10 protein-coding genes are annotated in these 22,505 nt (G+C 45.6%); 5 read left to right on the top strand and 5 right to left on the bottom strand.

From position 1 onward, the window contains the following. The first annotated feature begins 267 nt into the window (after positions 1-267). Both metK and MUK70_RS26880 read left to right on the top strand, forming a co-directional pair. Complete coding sequence (gene metK, locus MUK70_RS26885) at positions 268-1,548, top strand: methionine adenosyltransferase (protein WP_234656811.1); 1,281 nt, start codon at positions 268-270, stop codon at positions 1,546-1,548. Positions 1,549-1,762: 214 nt separating this feature from the next. Beyond that, on the top strand, positions 1,763-2,845 hold the full coding sequence (locus tag MUK70_RS26880) for a fatty acid desaturase family protein (protein ID WP_234656810.1): 1,083 nt from the start codon (positions 1,763-1,765) through the stop codon (positions 2,843-2,845). Position 2,846: 1 nt separating this feature from the next. Here the strand turns inward: MUK70_RS26880 and MUK70_RS26875 are convergent, their stop codons facing one another. Both MUK70_RS26875 and MUK70_RS26870 read right to left on the bottom strand, forming a co-directional pair. After that, a complete protein-coding gene (locus MUK70_RS26875; protein WP_234656809.1) occupies positions 2,847-5,954 on the bottom strand; it encodes an efflux RND transporter permease subunit in 3,108 nt (1,035 codons plus the stop codon). Between the two features lie 56 nt (positions 5,955-6,010). Beyond that, on the bottom strand, positions 6,011-7,015 hold the full coding sequence (locus MUK70_RS26870; RefSeq protein WP_244784550.1) for an efflux RND transporter periplasmic adaptor subunit: 1,005 nt from the start codon (positions 7,013-7,015) through the stop codon (positions 6,011-6,013). Positions 7,016-7,404: 389 nt separating this feature from the next. Between MUK70_RS26870 and MUK70_RS26865 the strand changes: the two genes are divergently transcribed. Together MUK70_RS26865 and MUK70_RS26860 are read left to right on the top strand one after the other, a co-directional pair. After that, positions 7,405-13,419, top strand: a complete 6,015-nt coding sequence (locus tag MUK70_RS26865; RefSeq protein ID WP_234656807.1) for an alpha-2-macroglobulin family protein — start codon at positions 7,405-7,407, stop codon at positions 13,417-13,419. Positions 13,420-13,461: 42 nt separating this feature from the next. Further along, the gene (locus MUK70_RS26860) at positions 13,462-14,499 is read left to right on the top strand and encodes an RNA ligase family protein (protein ID WP_234656806.1); all 1,038 of its coding nucleotides are present in this window, start codon (positions 13,462-13,464) and stop codon (positions 14,497-14,499) included. A 10-nt stretch (positions 14,500-14,509) separates the two neighbouring features. Here MUK70_RS26860 and MUK70_RS26855 read toward each other — a convergent pair whose 3' ends face one another. Further along, on the bottom strand, positions 14,510-15,724 hold the full coding sequence (locus tag MUK70_RS26855) for a DegT/DnrJ/EryC1/StrS family aminotransferase (protein ID WP_234657124.1): 1,215 nt from the start codon (positions 15,722-15,724) through the stop codon (positions 14,510-14,512). A 158-nt stretch (positions 15,725-15,882) separates the two neighbouring features. Between MUK70_RS26855 and MUK70_RS26850 the strand changes: the two genes are divergently transcribed. Then, entirely contained in the window at positions 15,883-17,169 is a 1,287-nt protein-coding gene (locus MUK70_RS26850) for a hypothetical protein (RefSeq protein WP_310590022.1), read from the top strand. Positions 17,170-17,329: 160 nt separating this feature from the next. Here MUK70_RS26850 and MUK70_RS26845 read toward each other — a convergent pair whose 3' ends face one another. Both MUK70_RS26845 and MUK70_RS26840 read right to left on the bottom strand, forming a co-directional pair. Further along, positions 17,330-19,051, bottom strand: a complete 1,722-nt coding sequence (locus MUK70_RS26845; protein WP_234608376.1) for a SusD/RagB family nutrient-binding outer membrane lipoprotein — start codon at positions 19,049-19,051, stop codon at positions 17,330-17,332. Between the two features lie 48 nt (positions 19,052-19,099). After that, positions 19,100-22,444: a SusC/RagA family TonB-linked outer membrane protein gene (locus MUK70_RS26840; protein WP_234656805.1), complete on the bottom strand. Its 3,345-nt coding sequence runs from the start codon at positions 22,442-22,444 to the stop codon at positions 19,100-19,102. Between the last annotated feature and the right edge of the window lie 61 nt (positions 22,445-22,505).

Genomic DNA, 22,505 nt, shown 5'->3' with positions numbered 1-22,505 from the left:
AAGCAGAAAAGCCTGTTCTCAATGAGAATAGGCTTTCCGCATTTTAACAGGTTAGAACGACAACTTACACATTATTGATATATAATAATATTTAGGTCGTTTTTTAGACCGATTTTGGTCAAATAGAGGAATGGGGGCATATTTTAATCAATTAATTATTATTGATAATAAATACAAAATTTGTTTAGTCTCCCAAAAAAGTTCAATTTTGTTCTTTCAATCCGCACACTCAACAGATCGTTTTTAAGGAATTAACATTTTCAATTTATGCCATACTTATTCACCTCGGAGTCCGTATCTGAAGGACATCCTGACAAGGTCGCCGATCAAATATCAGATGCTTTAATTGATAACTTCTTAGCTTGGGACACTAATAGTAAGGTAGCCTGCGAAACTTTGGTAACAACCGGCCAGGTCGTTTTAGCGGGTGAAGTTAAAACAAACACTTATCTGGATGTTCAGAAAATAACACGCGATGTTATTAGAAAAATCGGATACACGAAGAGTGAATACATGTTTGAAGCCAATTCCTGCGGTATATTATCAGCCATTCACGATCAGAGTGCAGACATTAACCAGGGTGTTGACCGTGCCGTTGCTTCAGAGAGCTTTGAAGAAAAAGCAAATGCGCAGGGTGCCGGCGACCAGGGAATGATGTTTGGCTATGCAACGCGTGAAACTGACAACTACATGCCACTGGCATTGGACCTTGCGCATAAGATATTGCAGGAAATGTCTGCGATCAGAAACAACGAATCCAGCCTGATCCCTTATCTCCGCCCGGATGCTAAGTCCCAGGTTACGATCGAGTATAGCGATGAAAATGTGCCTTTGCGCATTGATACAATTGTTGTTTCTACACAACATGATGATTTTGATTCCGAAGCGGACATGCTGGCAAAGATCAAAGCGGATGTGATCAATATTGTGATCCCACGTGTGAAAGCTAAGCTTACTCCTGAACTGCAAGAACTGTTCACCGGAGACATCACATTCCACATTAACCCGACGGGCAAGTTCGTAATAGGTGGCCCGCACGGAGACACCGGACTTACCGGACGTAAAATTATCGTTGACACTTACGGCGGAAAAGGTGCACACGGTGGTGGCGCGTTCTCAGGAAAAGATCCTTCCAAAGTGGACCGCTCAGCTGCCTATGCCACACGCCACATTGCCAAAAATATGGTGGCATCAGGACTTTGCGATGAAGTGCTCGTGCAGGTTTCCTATGCAATTGGTGTAGCTGAACCTTGCGGTTTGTACGTCAATACTTACGGAACATCCAAAGTATCCGGCACCGACGGCGAGATTGCTTTGAAGATCGGTGAAATTTTTGATCTTCGTCCGTATGCAATTGAGCAACGCTTGAAACTGCGTAATCCAATCTATTCCGAAACAGCCGCTTATGGTCACATGGGCCGTAAAAATGAAGTTGTTAAAAAATCTTTCAAAGGCGCCAATGGTGAGGAGAAAGAGGTTGAAGTAGAGTTGTTTACGTGGGAAAAACTTGATTTCGTCGATGCAATCAAGGAAAAATTTACACTGTAATTACAAATGCTTTTAATACTAAGGCCGGTTAATCACCGGCCTTATTTTTTGCCCCTGCAAAAAACATTGATAATATTTTGATAATATTCTGTTTTCAAAATATTGATCTGAATTTGTAATTAATCCCTACATTTTCCGAATAAAACCTGGATATTTGCGTTTCTGAGAGGCTGTGTTAATCATCTTTATCAAGAAACTTCGTCACTCCATTTATATGCAATACCAAAAAATCAAGTTTACCAACGCGGGTAAAAGCACATTTTTCCCTACGCTTCGTCAACGGGTTGATCAGTATTTTTCTTCTAATAACATTTGCAAATCGGGTGGCAAAAAGATCATTTACAAGGCAGTCTTTATGCTGAGCCTGTATCTGATCCCCTACACACTCATACTTACGGGTAATTTTTCCAACCTTTCCATGTTCCTGATGACCATCGTGATGGGATTTGGCGTGGCAGGTGTGGGTATGTCGGTCATGCATGATGCCATACACGGCTCGTTGGCTACTTCCCACGTGGTGAACAAGCTCTTTGGGGCTTCTATTTACCTTTTGGGCGGCAATGCCTATAACTGGGAAGTGCAACACAACAGACTGCATCATACTTACACCAACATTCACGAAGTGGATGAAGACATCACGGGAAAGTTCTTATTGCGCCTTTCTTTTCAGGAAAAACAGAAACGAATTCACCGTTTCCAGCACATTTACGCATTCTTTTTATATAGCCTGATGACCCTGTCATTCCTGTGGAAGGATTTCAAGGAAATTTCACTTTTTAATAAGATGTCAGAGTCCGGCATGACCAAGCCCTTTCCACGGGAAGAGCTCATCAGACTGGTGATTACCAAACTGGCTTACCTATTGTTCATTTGCGTGATCCCGCTTTACTTCACCTCGCTCACATTCGGACAATGGTTTCTTGGATTCATGGCCATGCATTGCACCGCCGGGATGATTCTGAGCACTATTTTCCAAATGGCGCACGTAGTAGAGGGTGTTGATCAGCCGAAGCCGACTGATTCGGGGTGTGTGGAAAATGCCTGGGCGGTGCATCAGTTGCAAACGACGTCCAATTTTGCGGGAAGAAACCGCTTTTTATCATGGTACATTGGTGGCCTGGATTACCAGATCGAACATCATTTGTTTCCATCCATTTCCCACATTCATTATCATGCATTATCGCCCATTGTACAGGCGACCGCGCAGGAGTTCGGGTTGGATTACAATGCCAAAGAGAACTTTACCCATGCATTAGGCTCACACGTCAGGATGCTCAAAAGCATGGGCAGGGCCTGATTCAGACCGGGTCTGTCATTTCACTTTCGCGCGCCACCTGCTCGATCATTTTCATTTTCTCGAAATCCTTGGGCCTGGAGAAGAATGTATAAATGGCTGGGATCACGTATAATGTGAGCACCAGCGAGAAAAGTAGCCCGCCCATAATCACAATCCCCATCGACATCCGGCTTTTGCCCGCTGAACCCAGCGCCATAGCAATCGGCAATGCGCCCAGGATCGTTGCGAGACTGGTCATCAGGATCGGCCTGAAACGTAATGTGGCTGCTTCGAGAACCGCCTCCTGAATGCCGAGGCCTTTTTCACGCAGCTGGTTAGCAAACTCCACAATCAGGATCCCGTTTTTAGTTACCAACCCAATCAGCATGATCATTCCGATCTGGCTGAAAATGTTTAACGTCTGATCAAAAAACCAAAGCGAGAACACCGCGCCTCCGATAGCTAGCGGCACGGTAAACATGATGATAAACGGATCGACAAAACTTTCAAACTGGCCTGCCAGGATAAAATAGATCAATATCAATGCTAAGAAAAAGGAGAACATCGTGTTCGATGAGCTTTCTGCATAATCCCGTGAAGAACCGCTTAATGATGTCTGGATGGATTCATCTTTCAACTTATCCCTGATCCGGTCCATGGCCGCAATGCCGTCGCCAATGGTTTTACCTGGTGCCAATGCTGCCTGCACCGTTGCGCTCATGTAACGGTTGTAGTGGAAAAGTTGCGGTGGGCTGCTTTCTTCTTCCGCTTTCACAATGTTGTCCAACTGGACCAGACTTCCGTTTGCCGTCTTCACAAACATACTTTTCAAATCCAAAGGTTCATCGCGGTTCGCGCGGTCGTATTGCCCGATCACCTGATATTGACGGCCATTCATAGTGAAATAGCCGAAACGCTGCCCAGCAAAGGCAAGCTGCATCGTTTGTGCTACATCCTGAACTGTTACACCCAGCGATTTCGCCTTTTCACGGTCGATCGCGATCTGGATCTCCGGTTTGCTGAACTTCAAATTAACATCCGTGATGGCGAATGTGGGATCATTGGAGGCCTCTTCCATGAATTTGGGAAGATATTCCCGCAGCTTTTCAAAATCCGGTGCCTGGATCACGTACTGGATCGGCAATCCACCGCGAGAATCCACTGAAATGGTTTGCTGCTGCACAACGAATGACTTTGCATCCGGCATTGACTTTAATTTCTGATTGATATAATCGGCAATTTCCTGCTGCGATTCTTTACGATCTTTTTTATCAACCAATGCAATCCGCCCACTGCCTGTATTTGCTGCGCCCAGGCCGGAATTTCCGGGAGACGTGATCAGCATTAGGCCTTTCTTGCCCGGCATGGAATCCATCAGCATTTGCCCCACTTCCTGCACGTAGCGGTCTGTGAATTCAAATGAAGACCCTTCCGGCGCTGTCATATTGATCCTGAACCAATTGCGATCATCCAACGGGGCAAGTTCAGATTGCAGGCCTTTTCCAAAAAACCAGATCATGCCCACAGTTAAAGCAACAATGGGAATGGCCACCCAGCGCATTTTCAGGAATTTGGCCAGCGCATTGCCATAGTTATTGGTTATGCTCACAAAAAACGGCTCAGTCTTTTCATAGAACCAGCTTTTTTTATGCGTCTTGCGAACCAGATAAGCATTCAACATCGGCGTCAGCGTCAGGGATACGAAGGCCGAGATCAAAACGGCTGCTGAGATCACAATTCCGAATTCCCGAAAAAGCTTGCCGACAAAACCCTCCATAAAAATAACGGGAAGGAAAACAGACGCCAATGTGATCGAGGTGGATAAAACTGCGAAAATGATCTCATTCGCGCCTTTTATGGCTGCCTCGATAGGCCCCATCCCCTGCTCTATCTTTTTGAAAATATTCTCCGTGACGACAATCCCATCATCCACCACAAGTCCGGTCGCCAGAACAATGGCCAGCAGCGTGAGCACATTGATCGAAAATCCCATAATGTACATCACAAAAAACGTCCCGATCAGCGAAACCGGAATGTCTATCAACGGACGGAAAGCAATCAGCCAGTCGCGGAAAAACAGGTAAATGATAATCACAACCAGTACGATGGCAATGAGCAGCGTTTCACCCACTTCTTCAATCGAACGCTCAACGAATATGGTGTTATCAATCAGTGTATCAAGCTGATAGTCTTTGGGAAGCTCTCTTTTAATGTCCGCCATCCGCTTGTTAACCTCTTCCGCAATGTTGAGATAATTCGCACCCGGCATAGGAGAAATCGCCAGACCGATCATGGGAACATTATCCAGCCGCAGGATCGTTTCTTCGTTTTCGGGACCCAGGGCTGCGTAACCAATGTCCTTTAAATGAATGGTTTGTGTAGCAGAATTTTTAATGATCAATTCATTAAAATCCTCTTCCGTCCGAAACCTTCCAATCGTTTTTACGGTAAGTTCCGTGTTGTCTCCTGCCAGTTTTCCACTGGGAAGTTCAACATTTTCCCTATCCAGCGCGACCTTCACATCCTGCGTGGTGATGCCGAGTGAAGCCATTTTGATCGGATCCATCCAGATACGCATTGCGTATTTCTTCTGGCCAAAAATCCGGATCTCACTCACGCCTTCAATGGTCTGCAAACGCTGCGCGATCACATTCTCCGCATAATCACTCACTTCCAAATGGGACCGCGTATCGCTTTTAAATGTAAGCACAATGATCGGCTCGGAGTTAGCATCTGCTTTGGCAACAACCGGCGGCCCGTCGATATCCAATGGCAATGTGCGTGAAGCCGAGCCGACCTTGTCCCGCACGTCATTAGCGGCGCGCTCCATATCCACGCCAATGTCAAATTCAACCGTTATCTGACTTGTTCCCTGGCTGCTCGTAGAGTTGATCGACTTGATTCCTTCGATGCTGTTAAGCTGTTTTTCAAGTGGTTCCGTAATTTGAGATTCAATAATATCCGCGTTGGCTCCCGTGTAACTCGTCCGAATAGAAACCACAGGCGGGTCAATGGAAGGGAACTCCCTCATCCCCAAAAATTTATATCCCAGAAATCCGAATAATATGATCAGCAGGTTCATGACAATCGCCAGAACCGGCCGCTTGATAGAGAGTGTTGATATACTCATAATTGGAGATTAATGTCGGCTGACATTCATTTGTTGACAAGTTCACGATTCCTTCCTCAGTTCACCCGCACGACCGTATTAGGCTTGATAGCGATAATTCCCGATGTGATCAGCGAGTCACCTGGCTGCAAACCTTCGATTACCTGAACTTTCTTATCCGTCCGCAACCCCGTTACAACCATTGCTTCCTGCGCCTTGCCGTTTTTCACAACAAACACTTTTTTACCCTTCAAAACCGGCACTATTGCCTCGGTAGGGATCATCATGGCCGATTTATTAGCATCCAGGTCCGCCAGGATTTTAACAAACATACCCGGCACGAACCGGCCCGAAGGATTGGGTGCTGTCGCCCGCACTTTCAGCGTACGCAGACTTTCCTCCACTTTCGGATCTATCGCAAGGATTTTAGCACGATAAGTAGATGGATCGCCGTCCAGACTGAACTTCACGACATTGCCTACTCTGATGTTCGGTGCATACTTTTCAGGAACGGTAAAATCAACCTTCACCGGATTGCTCTGCACAATGGTTACGATGGGCGTACCCGGAGCCAGATATGCGCCTTCACTAATGTATTTTAATCCGATCCGCCCACTGAATGGTGCCCTGATCTCCGTTTTCTCCAGCTGTGCTGCCAGAACCTCCTTCTCAGCCTCCAGAATCCTGATATTATTTGAAGTCACATCGTATTCTTCCAGATTGATCGCTTCAACATTCAGCAATTTCTTCTGACGCGCTTCTATTTTCCTGGTAAGCTCTTGGTTATAAGACACTTTTTGTAATTGCGCTTGCAGCTCCCGGTCGTTGATCTTTCCAATCAGTTGACCTTTTTCAATGTACGCGCCTTCCTGAATATTCAATTTAACCAACCTGCCCGATGCTTCCGCCATGACATTCACTTCTTCATTAGGAATGACTGTGCCAGATGCAAATATTTGGTTTTCAATAGATTCTCTTTTTACAACATATACATTCACGGGCACTGCACCGCCGACCGAATTTCCACTGCCACTGCCTTTCGCCTCCCGAGGGCTTATCCTTTCCAGGCTTGGAAAACACAAACAGCTTTCCCAGCACCAGCACAATGATTATCCCTCCAACCAGCATTATCGTACGCATATCAATTCAAATAAATTTCGTTCAATTGGAATATTAATAAATTATATTTCTTCAACAGGGTTTATTAAAGATACTTCATATTGTACAAAGCGGCAATCTGTTCGTTTTTTACTTTTGGTGAATGTTAAATTCTGATGAAGTTCGAGGCTTTAAAACCGCCGCCGGGTAAATGGTTTCAAAAACATTTCCACTTTCCAGTATATTTAGCAAAATGAGCTCAGCAATTAAAAACGCTGATTTTCGCAAAACTTCAATTCGTCCGACAAACCCCATGACGACATTCCGACATTGCTTCCACTATTTCATCATCCTGTTAATATGTTACCTTCCTATGTACACGCACGCGCAAAGCAAGATCAAAAATTATGAGTCGCAATGGAAAATAGTTGAAGGGCACCAGCAGAAAAACCTGCCTAAATCCGCGCTCGGGGAGGTCAGGAAAATTTATGATTTAGCAAAAAAAGAAAATCAGGAAGCGCAGGTCATTAAAGCTGCTGTTTACATGGTCAACTTACAGATCGATACGCGGGAAGACCAGCAAGCGGCCGCTATCAAGGAGCTGGAAAAGGAAGTTCGGGAGAGCCGCGGCGCAGCAAAAGCCATCCTGACCAATTTGCTTGCATCTGCCTATTACAGCTATTTTCAGGAAATCCGCTGGCAGGTCTATCAACGGACTGCAACGGCAAATTTCAAAAAAGACGATGTCAGCACCTGGACAACAGAGGATTTTCATGACAAAATATCCTCACTTTACCTGTCTTCCATTGCCGATGAAACACTGCTCAAACAAACCAGGCTCGACGCATTTGATGCGATCATCACCAAAGGAAATACACGGAAGTTACGCCCGACATTGTATGATCTGCTCACGCAAAAGGCCTTGCAATACTTTGCTTCCGACGAGCGCGACATCAAAAGGCCTTCCTATAAGTTCGAAATTAACCAGGCCGCTGCATTTGATCCAGCCGCTGATTTTATACACCGGAAATTCGAAACAAAAGACAGCGCTTCTCTTGAATTTTTCGGACTTCTGTTATATCAGAAACTCATCGCATTTCACATCAATGATCCCCAGCCCGACGCACTGATCGACATTGATTTACAGCGCCTTCAATTTGTCCGTCAAAAGTCTGTCCATCCCGACACGGACGAGCTATACTACATATCCCTGAGCCATTTAGCAGACCAATATCAACGAACGCCCGCCGCCGCGCAGGTCTGGTACATGAAAGCTTTTAATCATGAGCAAAAAGGAAGTTTTTTCAAACCTGACAGCGACACTGCCAACCGTTTTGAGCGCGTTAAGGCCGCTGAGATTTGTGAAAAAATCATGAAAGAAAATCCGGAAACGGAAGGTGGAGTTAATGCCTATAACTTGCTTAATACCATTAAAAGGCAAGAATTGCAGTTCACTACGGAGCAAGTTAATATTCCTGACAAGCCTTTTTTGGCTTTCGTAGAAAGCAGGAATCTCAGCAAGCTGTTTTTGAAAATTGTAAAGGCTACCGGGGAAATCAAGAAAAACTTCGAGAAAAACGACATTCATGAAACTCTCAGAGTGCTTGCTGGCACCTCTTCAATAAGATCCTGGGAGCAAAAGCTGCCGGATACCAGGGATTTTCAGCAGCACGCCGTGGAAATCAAGGTGGATGCACTTCCCGCCGGCGAATACGTATTGATCGCCAGCCCTGACGCAGGATTCAATGAAAGCAGGTCGGTGGTTGGTATTAAGCTGCTGTATGTGAGCAACATTGGTTATGTGCAGCGGGAAGCGGATTATTTTATACTGAACCGGGAAACCGGGCAGCCGCTCGTTGGTGCCCATGTTACTGTTTGGAATACAAAATATGATTATCAATCAAGAAGTTACATTCAGCAGAAAGGACATTCTTATGTGGCTGACAAAAATGGTTATTTCAAGGAAAAAGTAAGGAAAGAAGCGCAATCACAAAGCCAGATGCTGGAAATTGCACATGGAAACGACCATTTGTTTATCCGGGAAGATACACGCACCTACTATAATACTTTCAACGATCCGGAACCGGATCAGGACGAGCTAAAAATGTATCTTTTTTCGGACCGCAGTTTGTACCGGCCCGGGCAAACCATTTACTATAAGGGAATTGCCACCAAAGGAAAGGATATACTTCAAGATCAGACAGAGAAGATCGAGATTGAACTCAAAAATACTAATGACGAAGTGATCGGAAAAGCAACCAGGACTGTCAACGAATTTGGTAGTTTTTCCGGGTCATTTGTCCTTCCTGCCGGCTCGCTTAACGGGCAGTTTTCGCTCGTGGCCCATGATGAGCACATTGTTACATTTCATGTCGAAGAATATAAGCGGCCACGATTTGCAGTTGAATTCGACACATTAAGCAATTCCTATAAGTTAGGCGACTCCATTACAGTGACAGGAACGGGGACCGCTTATGCTGGCAACCAGATCGATGGCGCAAAAGTGGTCTACCGGGTCGTCCGGAGTGAGCGATTTTTATATCCCTGGCTGTTCAGGACCCGCTATTATCCTTCGGCCGAACCACAGGAAATTGCGCACGGCGAAACAATAACCGATGCCTTTGGAAAATTCAATGTCCACTTTGAAGCCATTCCCAATTTAAAAACAGATAAAAAGCGTGATCCGGTGTTTGCCTATACCGTATATGCGGATGTGACGGACATTAACGGAGAAACCAGAAGCGCACAAACCGTGGTTTCGGTGGGTTATAAGTCCCTTTTACTAAAAGTGGACATTGCTGAAAAAGCTTCGGCTGACAGCCTGGGAAGCCTGAAAATCCGCACTGAAAACATGAATGGACAATTTGTTACGGCGCCGGTGACTGTAAAAATTGCGCGTCTTTCCCCGGAAAAAAGACTGATCAAGCCGCGTTACTGGCAGCGCCCGGATCTATTTGTGATGACCAAAACAGAATTTGTCAAGGCTTTCCCGAATGACGAATATGACAAGGAAACGGAAAAGGAAAGCTGGCCGGAGCAAAATATTGTATTTGAAAAAACAGCTCAGCTGAAAGAGAATCAACCGTTTAACCTGGACAAAACAGATTTTGATGCCGGATTTTACAAGATTGAGATCTTTACAAAAGACGATAGTAATGCAGCAATTAAAGATGTCAGATACATTGAACTGATTGATCACAAACAGAACAGCATTATTTATCCACAATACATTTCCGCAGAAGGCAGTGAAACGATTGAGCCAGGACAAAAAACGACAATCAAGGTTGCGACAGCCGCGGAAAATGCATTTGTCATCAGCAGTTCGGGCAAAAAATCAAGTCCCGATAATTTTTCATTTTATAAACTAAATGCTGAAAGGCGAACATTCGACATTACCGCATCTGAGGCAGACCGAGGCGGATTTGGTGTTGATTTTATGTTTGTAAAACACAACCGCGTGCATCAATATCAGGATCTTGTAAATGTCCCCTGGACGAACAAGGATCTGAAAATTGAGTATCAGACCTTTCGTGACAAAACATTGCCGGGAAGTGCCGAAAAGTGGACTGTAAAGATTTCTGGTTACAAGCAGGACAAAGTGGCTGCTGAAATGCTCGCCAGCATGTACGACGCGTCGCTTGATCAGTTTTATCCGCATCAATGGTCGAAGCCAGCGCATTGGCCGGTTGCATCTGGGTTATCCCGATGGGGCAATGGGCTCAGTTTTAGGCAAAAAGACGCGCTAGCCTTCAATGTGCCTTATGCTCGCTATAAAAGTTTTCAGAAGCGATACGACGACTTGATTTCAATAAATGCAGTACAAATACAATTTTTGGAACGCGTGCCGGGCAGGGGCGGGCGTAGTCGAGTCATGTCCATGAGTGTTCCTATGGAAGTGAAACATGACGAAGAAATAAAGGAATCCGTGATTGCAGAAAAAACCATGGGCCAGGATGCTTCGGCGATGAATGAGGTTGTAACGGTGGGTTATGAAGTTCAAAAATCTCTTCAAAACAAAAAAGAAACCCCATCACCATCACCCCGGAAAAACTTCAATGAAACCGCATTCTTCCTCCCCGATCTGAAAACGGACAAAGATGGCAGTATTACATTTTCATTTACCATGCCCGAAGCATTAACACGCTGGAAGTTCCAGGCTTTGGTGCATACAAAAGAGCTCGCATTTGGTTACAGCAGCAAAGAAATTGTTACGCAGAAAGAACTCATGGTGCAGCCTAATCCGCCCAGATTTTTGCGCGAAGGTGATCAGATTACATTCGCTACGAAAGTGGTCAACTTGTCTGATCGCGCTTTAAATGGAAAAGTTTCATTGCAATTGTTTGATACTGAAAGCAATGAAACTAACGACGCATTATTCGCAAATGTGGGAAATGCAAAGGATTTTAATGTTGCTGCCGGGCAAAGTACGGTGGCGCAATTTGCCATTGGTATACCCAAAACATATTCGAAAACAATCACCTGGCGTATGGTTGCCAGCGCGGGAAATCTTTCCGACGGGGAGGAAAATACATTGCCTGTTTTGTCCAACCGCACTTTGGTAACCGAGACATTGCCATTGGCTATGCGCGGGACTGGAAGCAAGCAATTCAAAATGGAAAAGCTGATCAATTCCGCTAAATCGAAAACGCTTACCAATCAGTCCTTAACCGTCGAATATACCAGCAATCCGGCGTGGTATGCAGTCCAGGCGCTGCCTTATCTGATGGAATACCCGTACGACTGTGCGGAACAAACCTGGAACCGCTATTATGCCAATTCCATGGCCGCCAACATTGTGGCAAGCTCGTCCGGAATTGCCAAAGTGTTCGAAACCTGGCGCAAAAGCGACACCACAGCTTTGCTGAGCAATCTTCAAAAGAACCCGGAATTGAAATCATTGCTTTTGGAAGAAACACCCTGGGTGCTCGCAGCAAAAACAGAAGCAGAGCAAAAAAAGAACATTGCGTTGCTCTTCGATCTTTTGCGGATGACAAATGAATTGAGCAGCGCCATTGAAAAACTAAGGCAGTTGCAAAATCCCGACGGAAGCTTCGCATGGTTCAAAGGCGGCCCGGACGACCGTTATATGACGCAGTATATCGTGAGTGGAATCGGGCATTTACGCAAGTCTGATGCTGTGCAAAAGAGTCAGGAGGAAGCGCTCTCGACCATTATTGAAACCGCAATCCCTTACCTGGACGCCCGGATGAACGACGATTACAATGATCTGATCAAACGAAAATCCAACCTGAAAGAATATACGCCATCGGCAACGGGGATTCAATATTTATATATGCGCAGCTTTTTTCCCAATCAGCAAGTGCAAAGTGCTCACCAAAAAGCATATCGCTATTTCTTGGAGCGCGCCAAGGTCACCTGGAACATTCAGACCAAATATATGCAGGGTATGATTGCCCTGGCATTGCAGCGCTCCGGTGACAAAACAACGCCTGCCGCAATCCTGAAATCTTTAAAACAAACGGCTATTGTAAACGAAGAGTTGGGCATGTATTGGAAAACGAACCAACTCGGCTGGTGGTGGTACGAAGCGCCCGTTGAGCAGCAGGCATTACTGATTGAGGCTTTCCAGGAGATTTCAAATGATGCCACAGCTGTTAATGATATGAAGACCTGGCTTTTGAAAAACAAACAAACCAACAACTGGGAAAGCACAAAAGCCACAGCGGAAGCCTGTTACGCTTTGCTGATGACCGGCAATAACTGGATCGCGGATGACCGTAACGTCTCGGTTTATCTGAATAAGACTAAAATAGAACCGAAAAAAATAGAAACGGGAACGGGTTATTTCAAAATAGCCATGGAAGGAAACAGCGTAACTCCGGAAATGGGTAACATTGAAGTGCAGGTAAGCGGTGGAAAGAGCATATCCGGTGCACCATCATGGGGAGGAGTTTACTGGCAATATTTTGAAGATCTTGATAAAATTACTCATTCTGAAACGCCTCTTAAACTGTCTAAGAAGCTGTTTATTGAAAAAAATTCGGATAATGGCCCGGTGCTTACGCCGGTGAATGCAGGCGATGTTGTGCATGTGGGCGATAAGGTGAAAGTCAGGATAGAGCTTCGCGCGGACCGGGATATGGAATATGTGCACATGAAAGATATGCGCGCCTCTGGTTTTGAGCCAGTTAATGTGCTCAGCAGTTATAAGTGGCAAGACGGCCTGGGTTACTACGAAAGCACAAAAGACGCCAGCACCAATTTCTTTTTCAGCACATTAAGAAGAGGCACTTACGTCTTCGAATATCCGCTCTTCATCAACCAAGAAGGCAACTTCAGCAACGGCATCACAACCATTCAATGCATGTACGCCCCCGAGTTCACCTCGCACAGTGAAGGGTTTAGGGTTCAGGTCGGGAAGAAATGAAACGCGGCGGGGCCGCGTTAATCAAACATTAATACACATACTATGGACAAATTCTCAGAATACGAAAAAATCCCTTCCAATTTACAGCGTTTGATTCAAGATGAGCGGACTGCCGATTTGGTTTATAAATTCAAATGGATAGCAACCGAAAAGCTGCATGGAGCAAATTTCAGCATTATCTATATTGATAAAAAGCTTCGGTTTGCAAAGAGAAAAGGATATCTCAACTGGAAGGACGATTTTTTTGGCTTTCAGTTATTTGTAAGTAGAAACGAAAACAAAATACTGGAACTTTTCGAACAACTGGAAAGAGATTTTAAAGCAAGAAAAATAACCATATATGGCGAGTTAGTAGGAGGACTTTATCCTCACCCCAATGTGGCTCCCGATGACAGCATCCGGCCGATCCAGACAGGGATTTATTATTCTCCTACTATCGAATTTTGCGCTTTTGACATTGCTATCGAACATGACAAATTGCCTACTAGGCTATACTTGGACTATTTAAGATGCATTGAATATTTTTCCCGGTTTGGTTTTTTATATGCCAAAATCCTTGCAACAGGAAGACTTCAAGAATTATTGAATCTGGATATAAGACTAGATTCCTTCTTACCGGAACAGCTTGGTTTACCGCAGCTTGAAAAGAATCTTATAGAGGGTATCGTTCTAAAACCGATCGATTTTTCGCCGCATCATGAGATTACTTCTAGGCCTATACTAAAATTAAAGAATCCGGAATTTGAAGAGATTATCATATTTCACCAGGCAGAAAAGTGGTCATATAACAACACTTTTATCTCCCACGCGCAGGATCTGGAATTTATCGTTGACGAAATTCGAAATTATATCACGGCAAATCGGCTTAACAATGTGCTGTCTAAAACTGGTCATCTTAAATCTAATAATTTCAAACGCAGGATTGAAGTTGAAACCCTCTTTCTGGAAGATGCGCTGGCAAGCTTTAACGAAGATCATGGGTTTATTCTAGGTGAATTAAGCGAGCAGCAGACAAATTGGGTTACCGCGAGGATCATAGCATCTATTGTCCAAATAGTGGATTCATCACTAGATAGTTAATGTCGTCCTGTCATAATTGCGAAGTCTGAATCTTCAAAATGGCATTTACAAACGCTTCCATATCTTCTTTTTCACCTAGCAAGGCATGCTGTAAAATCCAGACCGCGTCTGAGCTGCATGCTTGTTCTGCATTGGGGCAGTAAACCTGGGTATAATCCACGTGGTCCGGAATGGCGTAGCACATGAAATTTTTATTTTGAAAAAGGGGCTGTTTATATAATGGATGAGGATAACCTTTGAAACTCGGCACGCCTTCCGCTGTAAGCATTGCCGCGAAATCATTTCTGGACAGGCCACCAAAAGCCGCAGGATCGTATTTGAAAATATAAATGTGGTAACAGTGCAAGGTGATCGCTTCGTTACGCGACAAAGGTGAGATCCCTTTAACCTTTGAGAGTAAGTGGTTCAAGTATAGCCCATTATCGTTCCGTTTTCGGGTCTGAGCTTCCAGTCTTTTCAGTTGTTGCGAGAGCAGAACGGCTTGTATTTGTGTGATCCGGTAATTGCAGCCCGGATTGTAATGGTCATACCATTGTCCACCCTCGATCCGCCCGACATTCCGCAGCGAACGCATCATGGCATATAGTTCGTCGTCGTTGGTGATCACAATCCCGCCTTCACCGGATGTCAGGTTTTTGGAAGATTGAAAACTGAAACTGCCTACATCACCAATGGAACCCAGTTTTTTGCCCTTGTATTCCGCTCCATGCCCGTGCGCTGCATCCTCGATAACGCGCAAGCCATGTTTTCTGGCAATGTCCATAATTGCATCCATATCGCAGGCTAAGCCGCCGAAGTGCACGGGAATGATTGCTTTCGTCCGCTCCGTAATGGCCGCTTCAATAGCTGCGGGGCTAATGTTATAGGTGTTGGGATCAATGTCCACAAAAACTGGAACGCAATTGCATTCGATTACCGATGAAGCCGTTGTAATAAACGTATACGGTGGTACGATCACTTCGTCGCCGGGCTTCACGTCGCAGGCGATCAATGCAAGTCGGAGCGAAACGGATCCGTTTACGCAGGTGATTGCATATTTGGCTCCGCAGTAAGCAGCAAACTCTTCTTCAAACTTCGCGACTTCGTCTCCGCAGTCGGGATTCCCCCATTTTCCGCTTTGAGCAATTCTGGTGACTGCATTTACATCGCCGGCATCGAATATCGGCCATAAAAATTCCTTATTGACCGCTTTTGGTCCGCCATTTATGGCCAGCTTCTCCTTCATTTCAGTGTTTTCCAAAATCAGATCCGTTTGTGTGTACAACCTTTGATATTACTAAACGAGACGTTTTTCAGGCTACTTATGGCAAGCACTGACCTGCTTTTATAGTCCATTTTTAAGTAAAAAAAGTACTTCACTCACAATTTCAATCACATACATACATGATGAACAATCAACAACTATTTCGTGCTTTACTCATTACAGGCATGTCACTCGGCACGGCGTGGGCTGTTCGCGGACAGTTTGGACACGCACAAGGAGCTGCCTGGGCAGGCGGGATCGGTGGTCTCTGCATTATTTTGTTAGCCAAACGCCAGGACTGGTATGCAAAAGCTTTTCACCTCGCCCTTGCTTCGGCAGCGGGCTGGGGTATCGGGGGCATTATCAGTTATGGTGTTGTGGTAGGTTACGGAAGAGGCGTTGACTTTGGGAATGTATATTACGGTCTGTTAATGCTTTTTGTGATTGGCGGGCTATTCGGACTCATCGGAGGCGGCCTTTTCGGAATTATGCTTTCGGATACGCAAGATGAGCCGGTTAAATGGCCGCAACTGCTCGTGGAATTAACGGCGGGCGCCATTATATTTTATTATTTGCTGATTGAGGAATTTGGCTGGTTGATGACACCCCCACGCTCGGAAGCCTGGGCCGCGTGCTTCGGGATAGCGGTCGCGATGTTCTGGTATATGTTCCGGCACAAATATTACCAGGCGGTCAGACTGGCGCTTTTCGCAGGGTTGGGCGCTGGCTTTGGATTTGCCTTTGGTAATTTCTTGCAAGTATTGGGATCTGCCTCGGAGCTAAAATTCAATTTCTGGAACGTCATGGAATATTCAATTGGCTTTTTCGGTGGGATTGGCATGGCTTACGGTGTTTTTACATCAACATGGCCTGCAACGCCCACTATCGTCCGGAAGGAAGCAGCGATTGCTCCCTTTTTCATCTTAGCGGCAATCATTCCATTCGTGGTTTGGGAACAATCTTTCGGAACTGAGCGCCTGCTTGGCATTCTCAAGGAAATAGAGCCATTTGGTGACGGCATTTGGACGGTAAGACGTGCTCAGTCAGTTGCTTTGCTGCTGGTCATTTATTTTGCAATATATTCTTATCGAAAATACATCAGAATCCGTCCCGGCAACCATTTTTCTTTTACTGATAAACAAGTCAGCCACTTTTTCTTGGGTTACTTAGGCTTGTACGTGACGTTCAGCATCCTGGTTACGATGTCCTTTCTAAGCTTTTATCGCATTGAGCAATACTTATATATCGTCAATGTCATCATCATTATGTCGCTCATCGGCAGCCATAAGCCTCATTTTAGTGAACGCGGCTTAAATTATGAGCGCTGGTTTGTTAATTTCCTGTTCTTGCTGGCTTTTCTAGCTATTCTGACGGCCATAGCAGTATCTTCTCACGGTGAACTACATGGGGCACAAAGGAGGTTTTGATGCGCAAAAAGTAGTCTTCATGTCTTAACAAAGTGTAATTCCCGTCGGACTCCATTATACAAAAACCGCAATAAGGTAAAAGGCGCAGTACTGCATTCCTTTTACTTATTGCGGTTTTATCACTCCGGGCTATTGAGCAAATCCAAAACTGCCTGCCGGTTTATTCCCAGGGTTTTCCTGTGCCTTGCACCAGCCATGGTTTTGACCATTGGCTGTTTTTCTTGCGCGGCCCTGAAAACCTGGTTTCCTCCAGTCTTTCAATGGCACTTCTCACGCTCTCGCCATTGTTGTTCAGTTCATTGTTACTGTAAATAAAGCGTACTGGCAATGCACGGGAAACAGGCGCTACGCCGGGAACAAGCTTTGGTAAACCCGTCCTGCGATAGTCAAACCAACCTTCCGTGGCCGCAGTCCAGCTTGCAATCCATTTTTGTTCGATGATTTGCGCTTGTGTGCCATTGTAAGCAACGCCTTTTTGTTTGATAAATGCGTTGTACGCATCCGCTACACCCCAGGTTTGCAATGATTGCTTAATGCCATTATTGTAATGCGCAGCGGCATCACCGGCCGCCCAACCTTTCTGTGCGGCTTCCGCCAGAATAAAGGATGTTTCAGCAGCCGAAGCCAATCTTGCTTTCAAAATTCCTCCTTTATTTCCTTGATAAGTGTAGCTCAGTTGCGATGCATGCTGATTCTGCACTTGCTGACCCGTTGTAGGATTTTCGTTAAAATAGGTCGGATCGATCATCCCGGGCGGAACGCCCACGTACTCGCCAGTATTTAGCGGCCCGTTAAATTGTTCAGGACGGCTGGGCTTGTAGGTGTTAGGGTTGAAATGACGCGTGTATTTGTGCCCCGCAGCGATTTTCGCCCTTAATTCCTGCTCAGTAAATGATTTCACACCGGTAAGGATTTTGCCATCCTCACGAATGAACTCATCCATTCCTTTGGCCAATGTCGGATCTGCCACCCAACGCACGTGAACCGGTAAGAACCAAACTTTCAAACGAGGGTCCTGGTTGGTTACCAGGTTGCTTATCAATGTTGATGCCGGTCTTCTCCTTCTCCAGTTAGATTCGCTGACATCATATGCGGTTGCATTTGGCCATGAATTGTCTTTGTCTGTGCCGATGTAATCCATTACTGCATCATCGCTGGCATCTTTGAAATAAATTCCGGATGCATAAACCGCTTCAATTCCTGGTTTGGCAATGTCAGGCAGCTTGCTTGAAATACGCATATAGTAGCGAAGCAGCAATGTGTTCGCAAATTTTTGCCATTTCAGCGCATTTCCATTATAAAACACATCATAAGCAGGCGCATCTCTTTCATCACCTGATGCCGCGAAAGTAGCTGAGGCAGCCTTCAAATCTTCAATGATCCCTTTGTAGATCACTTCCTGACTATCGAATTTCGGAAGCATTGTTCCCTCGTCCCCTTTCAGTGCCTCGGTGTAGGGTGCGTCGCCCCAGAGATCGGAAATAGTCCCGAAGATGAATGCTCGCATCGTTAATGCAACACCTTCATGAAATTTGACCTTGGTCTCAACGGCTCTTTTGTGAAGCAGGTTATTGTTTCTCAGAAATCCATACCAGGCCTTCCATTCGTCGTCTTCTTCGTTCCAGTTGTAGTCATTGAAGCCATCTTTCCAGGCATCTTCCTGGGTGTGCTGTATTACGCCCGCAATTTTGCCGTAGCCCAACTTTACATATTGGTTGGCAACGCCCGTCATGACGGTGGGCATTATCAGGTTTGGATTGGCGCTGTTTGGATCAACACCATTTGGGTTTTCATTGATCTCCGTCAGGTCTTCCTTACAAGAAGTTACGACCAGCAGCGAAAGCATGAAAACAAGACCGGGAATATATTTTAAAATCTTCATTGCTTTATATTTAAAGTATGATTAGCAAAAGCATTTTCAGTTGCACGATCAGAAATCGAAGTTCAGCTTAAATCCAAATGGGATTGTCCACGGCATAACATTTTGTCTTTCAATTCCCTGACGGAACCCGCCTTTGTTTGGATCAGCCCAGAAGGCACGCTCAGGATCGATTCCGATTTTTGAAGCGGTCCACAACATGATATTTCTGGTGTACAACGACAGGTTGGCATTCCGCACCACACCGAAAAGGTTTGGTATTTTGTATGACAATGTTACTTCCCGCAATTTTACAAATGACGCGTCAAATGTAACCTGCTGGTTGAAGCTCCATGGATACACTGCGGTGATCGGCAGATATTTTGTTCCTGTTCCGCCCAGCCATTCATGGTAATTACCCGCTTCATCCTGCCACACACCCGGAATAAATGCTCCGTCCCCATCCGGTCCGAAACCGCCGGTTGCCGCCGTGTGCCCTCCTACGCGTGGAAAATTGCCGTTTTGCGGAATAATATATTTTTCAGGATCCGATTTCAATAATGCAACCAGTTCATCCGGCGTATATTGACTTCCCGGGATCAGGTTGTCGATCTGACGTTGCGATTTCCAGTCGGATTCTCCGTAACGATATGTAAACGACATAAATTCGCCGCCTTTTCGCCAGTCGAAACTTAATCCGAGTGATAACCTTTTGTAGGTAATAGTTGCCTGTCCGCCTACGAGGAAGTCTGGGTTGTAGTTACCGACCTTCACATTGTTTTCGCGGCCGCCGAGCGATTGCCAATCCATATCACCGCCTTCACCATCATAAGCGATGATAGGCCAGCGATAGTAAGGCGAGTTTTCATCTGTAACTGTCGCGAATCCGCGGCTGTACATATTACCGATTTGCTCCCCTACAAAAGTGTAAGCGCCCGCTCCGTTTTCTCCCCATTGTTCAAAATAAGGAAAGTTGGGAGCTAATTCTTTCACCGTAACGCGGTTGCGGCTGAAATTAGCATTCAAATCGACGCTCCATCCGTTTCTGTTACTGATAGGGGTTCCACCCAAACCAATTTCCCAACCACGGCTTACCAGCTTTCCAGCATTAATGTTCTTGCTGGCATAACCGGTTGACGGCGCCATAGGAACACTGAAAATCTGGTTTGTATTAGCCCTGTCATAATATGTAATATCGAATCTCAATCGGTTATTGAACAGATTCAGGTCAATCCCTCCTTCTGTTGAGGTCGCGATTTCAGGCAATAAGGTTGGGTTAAGCAAATTGTCACCCAGGTTGACCGTTACGAGGTCGCCCCAGTTTCCGGTTCCAAGGTTGGGATACAACTGATAAGGATCAGTATCATTACCCACCTGCGCCCAGCCTCCGCGGAATTTCAGTAACGAAACGGCCGATGGCATATTAAATGTAGTGCTTGCCAACCAGCTCAATGATGCCGACGGATAGAAATAAGAGCGGTTGCTCTCAGGAAGTGTGCTTGACCAGTCGTTACGCGCCGTCAAATCGAGATAAAGCTGATTTTTGAAACCTATAGAGCTCAATGCATACAAACTGTATATGGCTTTCTTGTAACTGCCGTTTCCTACGATCCTGTTACCGACAGGAATATTTGAAATGTTATACAATCCCGGCACGGAAAGGTCTCTGCCGCCCAGGTTTGAGCTGTTTCCATGTTGCTGCATGATGTTACCACCACCCGAAATGCTTATGTCAAAATCGCTTGCCTTAATGGTCTTAGTAATAAGGAAATCTGCATTGCTTTCATTCCGGCCGATATTTTCAAGATAATAACCGCCTTTCGCCATGCTCTTGTAGCTCCATGGAATTTTGGTCTCGCGGTCTTCATCATACATATCATGTGAGTAACGTGCAAAGGCGGTCAGACCCGGGGCGATTGTCCAGTCCAATTTGATATTCCCATACAAACGATCACGTGTATACGCATTGGTCAAATGTTTGGCAAGGAAATATGGGTTGTCCGTCTCACCTTTTGCGACGGTCATCTGTTCGATTTCTTCCAAACCCGGTTTCCAGACACCTTTCAGATCCTCAATATTATAGCTGGGAGAATAATATACGGCTTGCAATGGGTTACCGTCTCTTTCTGAAGTTTGCGGGCGGCTGTTTGAGCTGGAACGGACGAAATTGATATTGGTGCTCAATTTCAGATTTTTAGCCATATCAAATGTCCCCGCAAGCGACAACCCATTCCGATAGAGGTCCGAGTTAGGGATCAGTCCGCGGTTGATCATATTATTGTACGAAACGCGGTATGTCGACTTATCCGTAGAACCGGAAACGGTCAGGTTGTTCGTTGACGTAATCCCCGTCTGAAGAAAATTCTTCATGTTGTCTTTATAAGATCTCAGCTCCGTAGGGATTGGATTACCCTTTTCATCCAGCGGGCTGTTCCATTGTACTTCTTTGTTTCCCGCATCCAGTGGTAACCCTCCCCAGTATGCCGATGACTCGTCCAATTGGAATGGTCTTTCACCGTTGGCGTACTTATAATGCAGATCCAGATATCTATAAGGTTTTTCAAAGACATTGGAAGTAGAGAACGAAACGCCCAGTCCTTTCCCTTTTTTTCCCGATTTGGTCGTGATCAGAATAACCCCGTTACCGGCTCTGGAGCCATAGAGTGCTGCCGCGCTAGGTCCTTTCAAAACCGACATGCTTTCAATATCGTCGGGGTTAATGTCTGAGATCGCATTACCATAATCGACTTTGTTACCGCTTCCTTTCTCGCTCACGTTGGCAAGGCTGTTGGCTATGGGCACACCGTCCACCACAAACAATGGCTGATTGTTTTTCAAGGATGCTGCTCCCCTGATCACAATGCTGATCGACGAACCAATACCGCTGGTTTGGTTAATAGACACCCCAGAAACGCGCCCTGACAGGGAAGTAAGCACGTTTTCATTGGCAACATTGGCAATGTCCTTACCTTCTACTTTACCAACATTATATCCCAGCGAGCGTGTTTCCCTTTTTATGCCGAGGGCCGTGACAACTGCTTCCTGCAAAGTCGCCACATTCTCTTCCATTACAACGTCGATCACACTTTTTCCCTGAACAGTCACTTCGGTTGTGTTGAACCCAATGTAGGAAAAAACGAGGACTGCGTCATTGCCGTCAACATCAATGTCATATTTCCCGGCGGCGTCGGTGGTCGTTCCCAGCTGGGTTCCTTTTACCAGCACGTTTACACCCGGTATAACTGCCCCATCCACAGCGGACGTCACTGTTCCGCGGATTCGGGCAACGGACTGGCCGAGCCTGGCATTTTCAGGTTTTTTACCGGCCAGTACGGATACTTCCGTCAGGGTAAAAAGCAGCGTTGCGAGCAAACACCAGAATACCCGTCGCATACTAATAATAGAGATTGGATCCATAATCTTCAAATTTTAGGTGATTGTCATTGGTCATGATACAGGAGAAATAGATATAGTAGAT

The sequence above is a fragment of the Dyadobacter chenwenxiniae genome, from assembly GCF_022869785.1.
Lineage (GTDB): Bacteria > Bacteroidota > Bacteroidia > Cytophagales > Spirosomataceae > Dyadobacter > Dyadobacter chenwenxiniae.
Note: the sequence above shows the minus strand (reverse complement) of the source record. Positions and strands in the feature narration are given on the sequence as shown.

Bases quoted from the DNA above. Each gene is read 5' to 3' on its own strand.
- MUK70_RS26880 (WP_234656810.1), top strand. From the start codon at position 1,763: ATGCAATACCAAAAAATCAAGTTTACCAACGCGGGTAAAAGCACATTT.
- MUK70_RS26875 (WP_234656809.1), bottom strand. From the start codon at position 5,954: ATGAGTATATCAACACTCTCTATCAAGCGGCCGGTTCTGGCGATTGTC.
- MUK70_RS26855 (WP_234657124.1), bottom strand. From the start codon at position 15,724: ATGAAGGAGAAGCTGGCCATAAATGGCGGACCAAAAGCGGTCAATAAG.
- MUK70_RS26840 (WP_234656805.1), bottom strand. From the start codon at position 22,444: ATGGATCCAATCTCTATTATTAGTATGCGACGGGTATTCTGGTGTTTG.
- MUK70_RS26865 (WP_234656807.1), top strand. From the start codon at position 7,405: ATGTACACGCACGCGCAAAGCAAGATCAAAAATTATGAGTCGCAATGG.
- MUK70_RS26845 (WP_234608376.1), bottom strand. From the start codon at position 19,051: ATGAAGATTTTAAAATATATTCCCGGTCTTGTTTTCATGCTTTCGCTG.
- metK (WP_234656811.1), top strand. From the start codon at position 268: ATGCCATACTTATTCACCTCGGAGTCCGTATCTGAAGGACATCCTGAC.
- MUK70_RS26860 (WP_234656806.1), top strand. From the start codon at position 13,462: ATGGACAAATTCTCAGAATACGAAAAAATCCCTTCCAATTTACAGCGT.
- MUK70_RS26850 (WP_310590022.1), top strand. From the start codon at position 15,883: ATGATGAACAATCAACAACTATTTCGTGCTTTACTCATTACAGGCATG.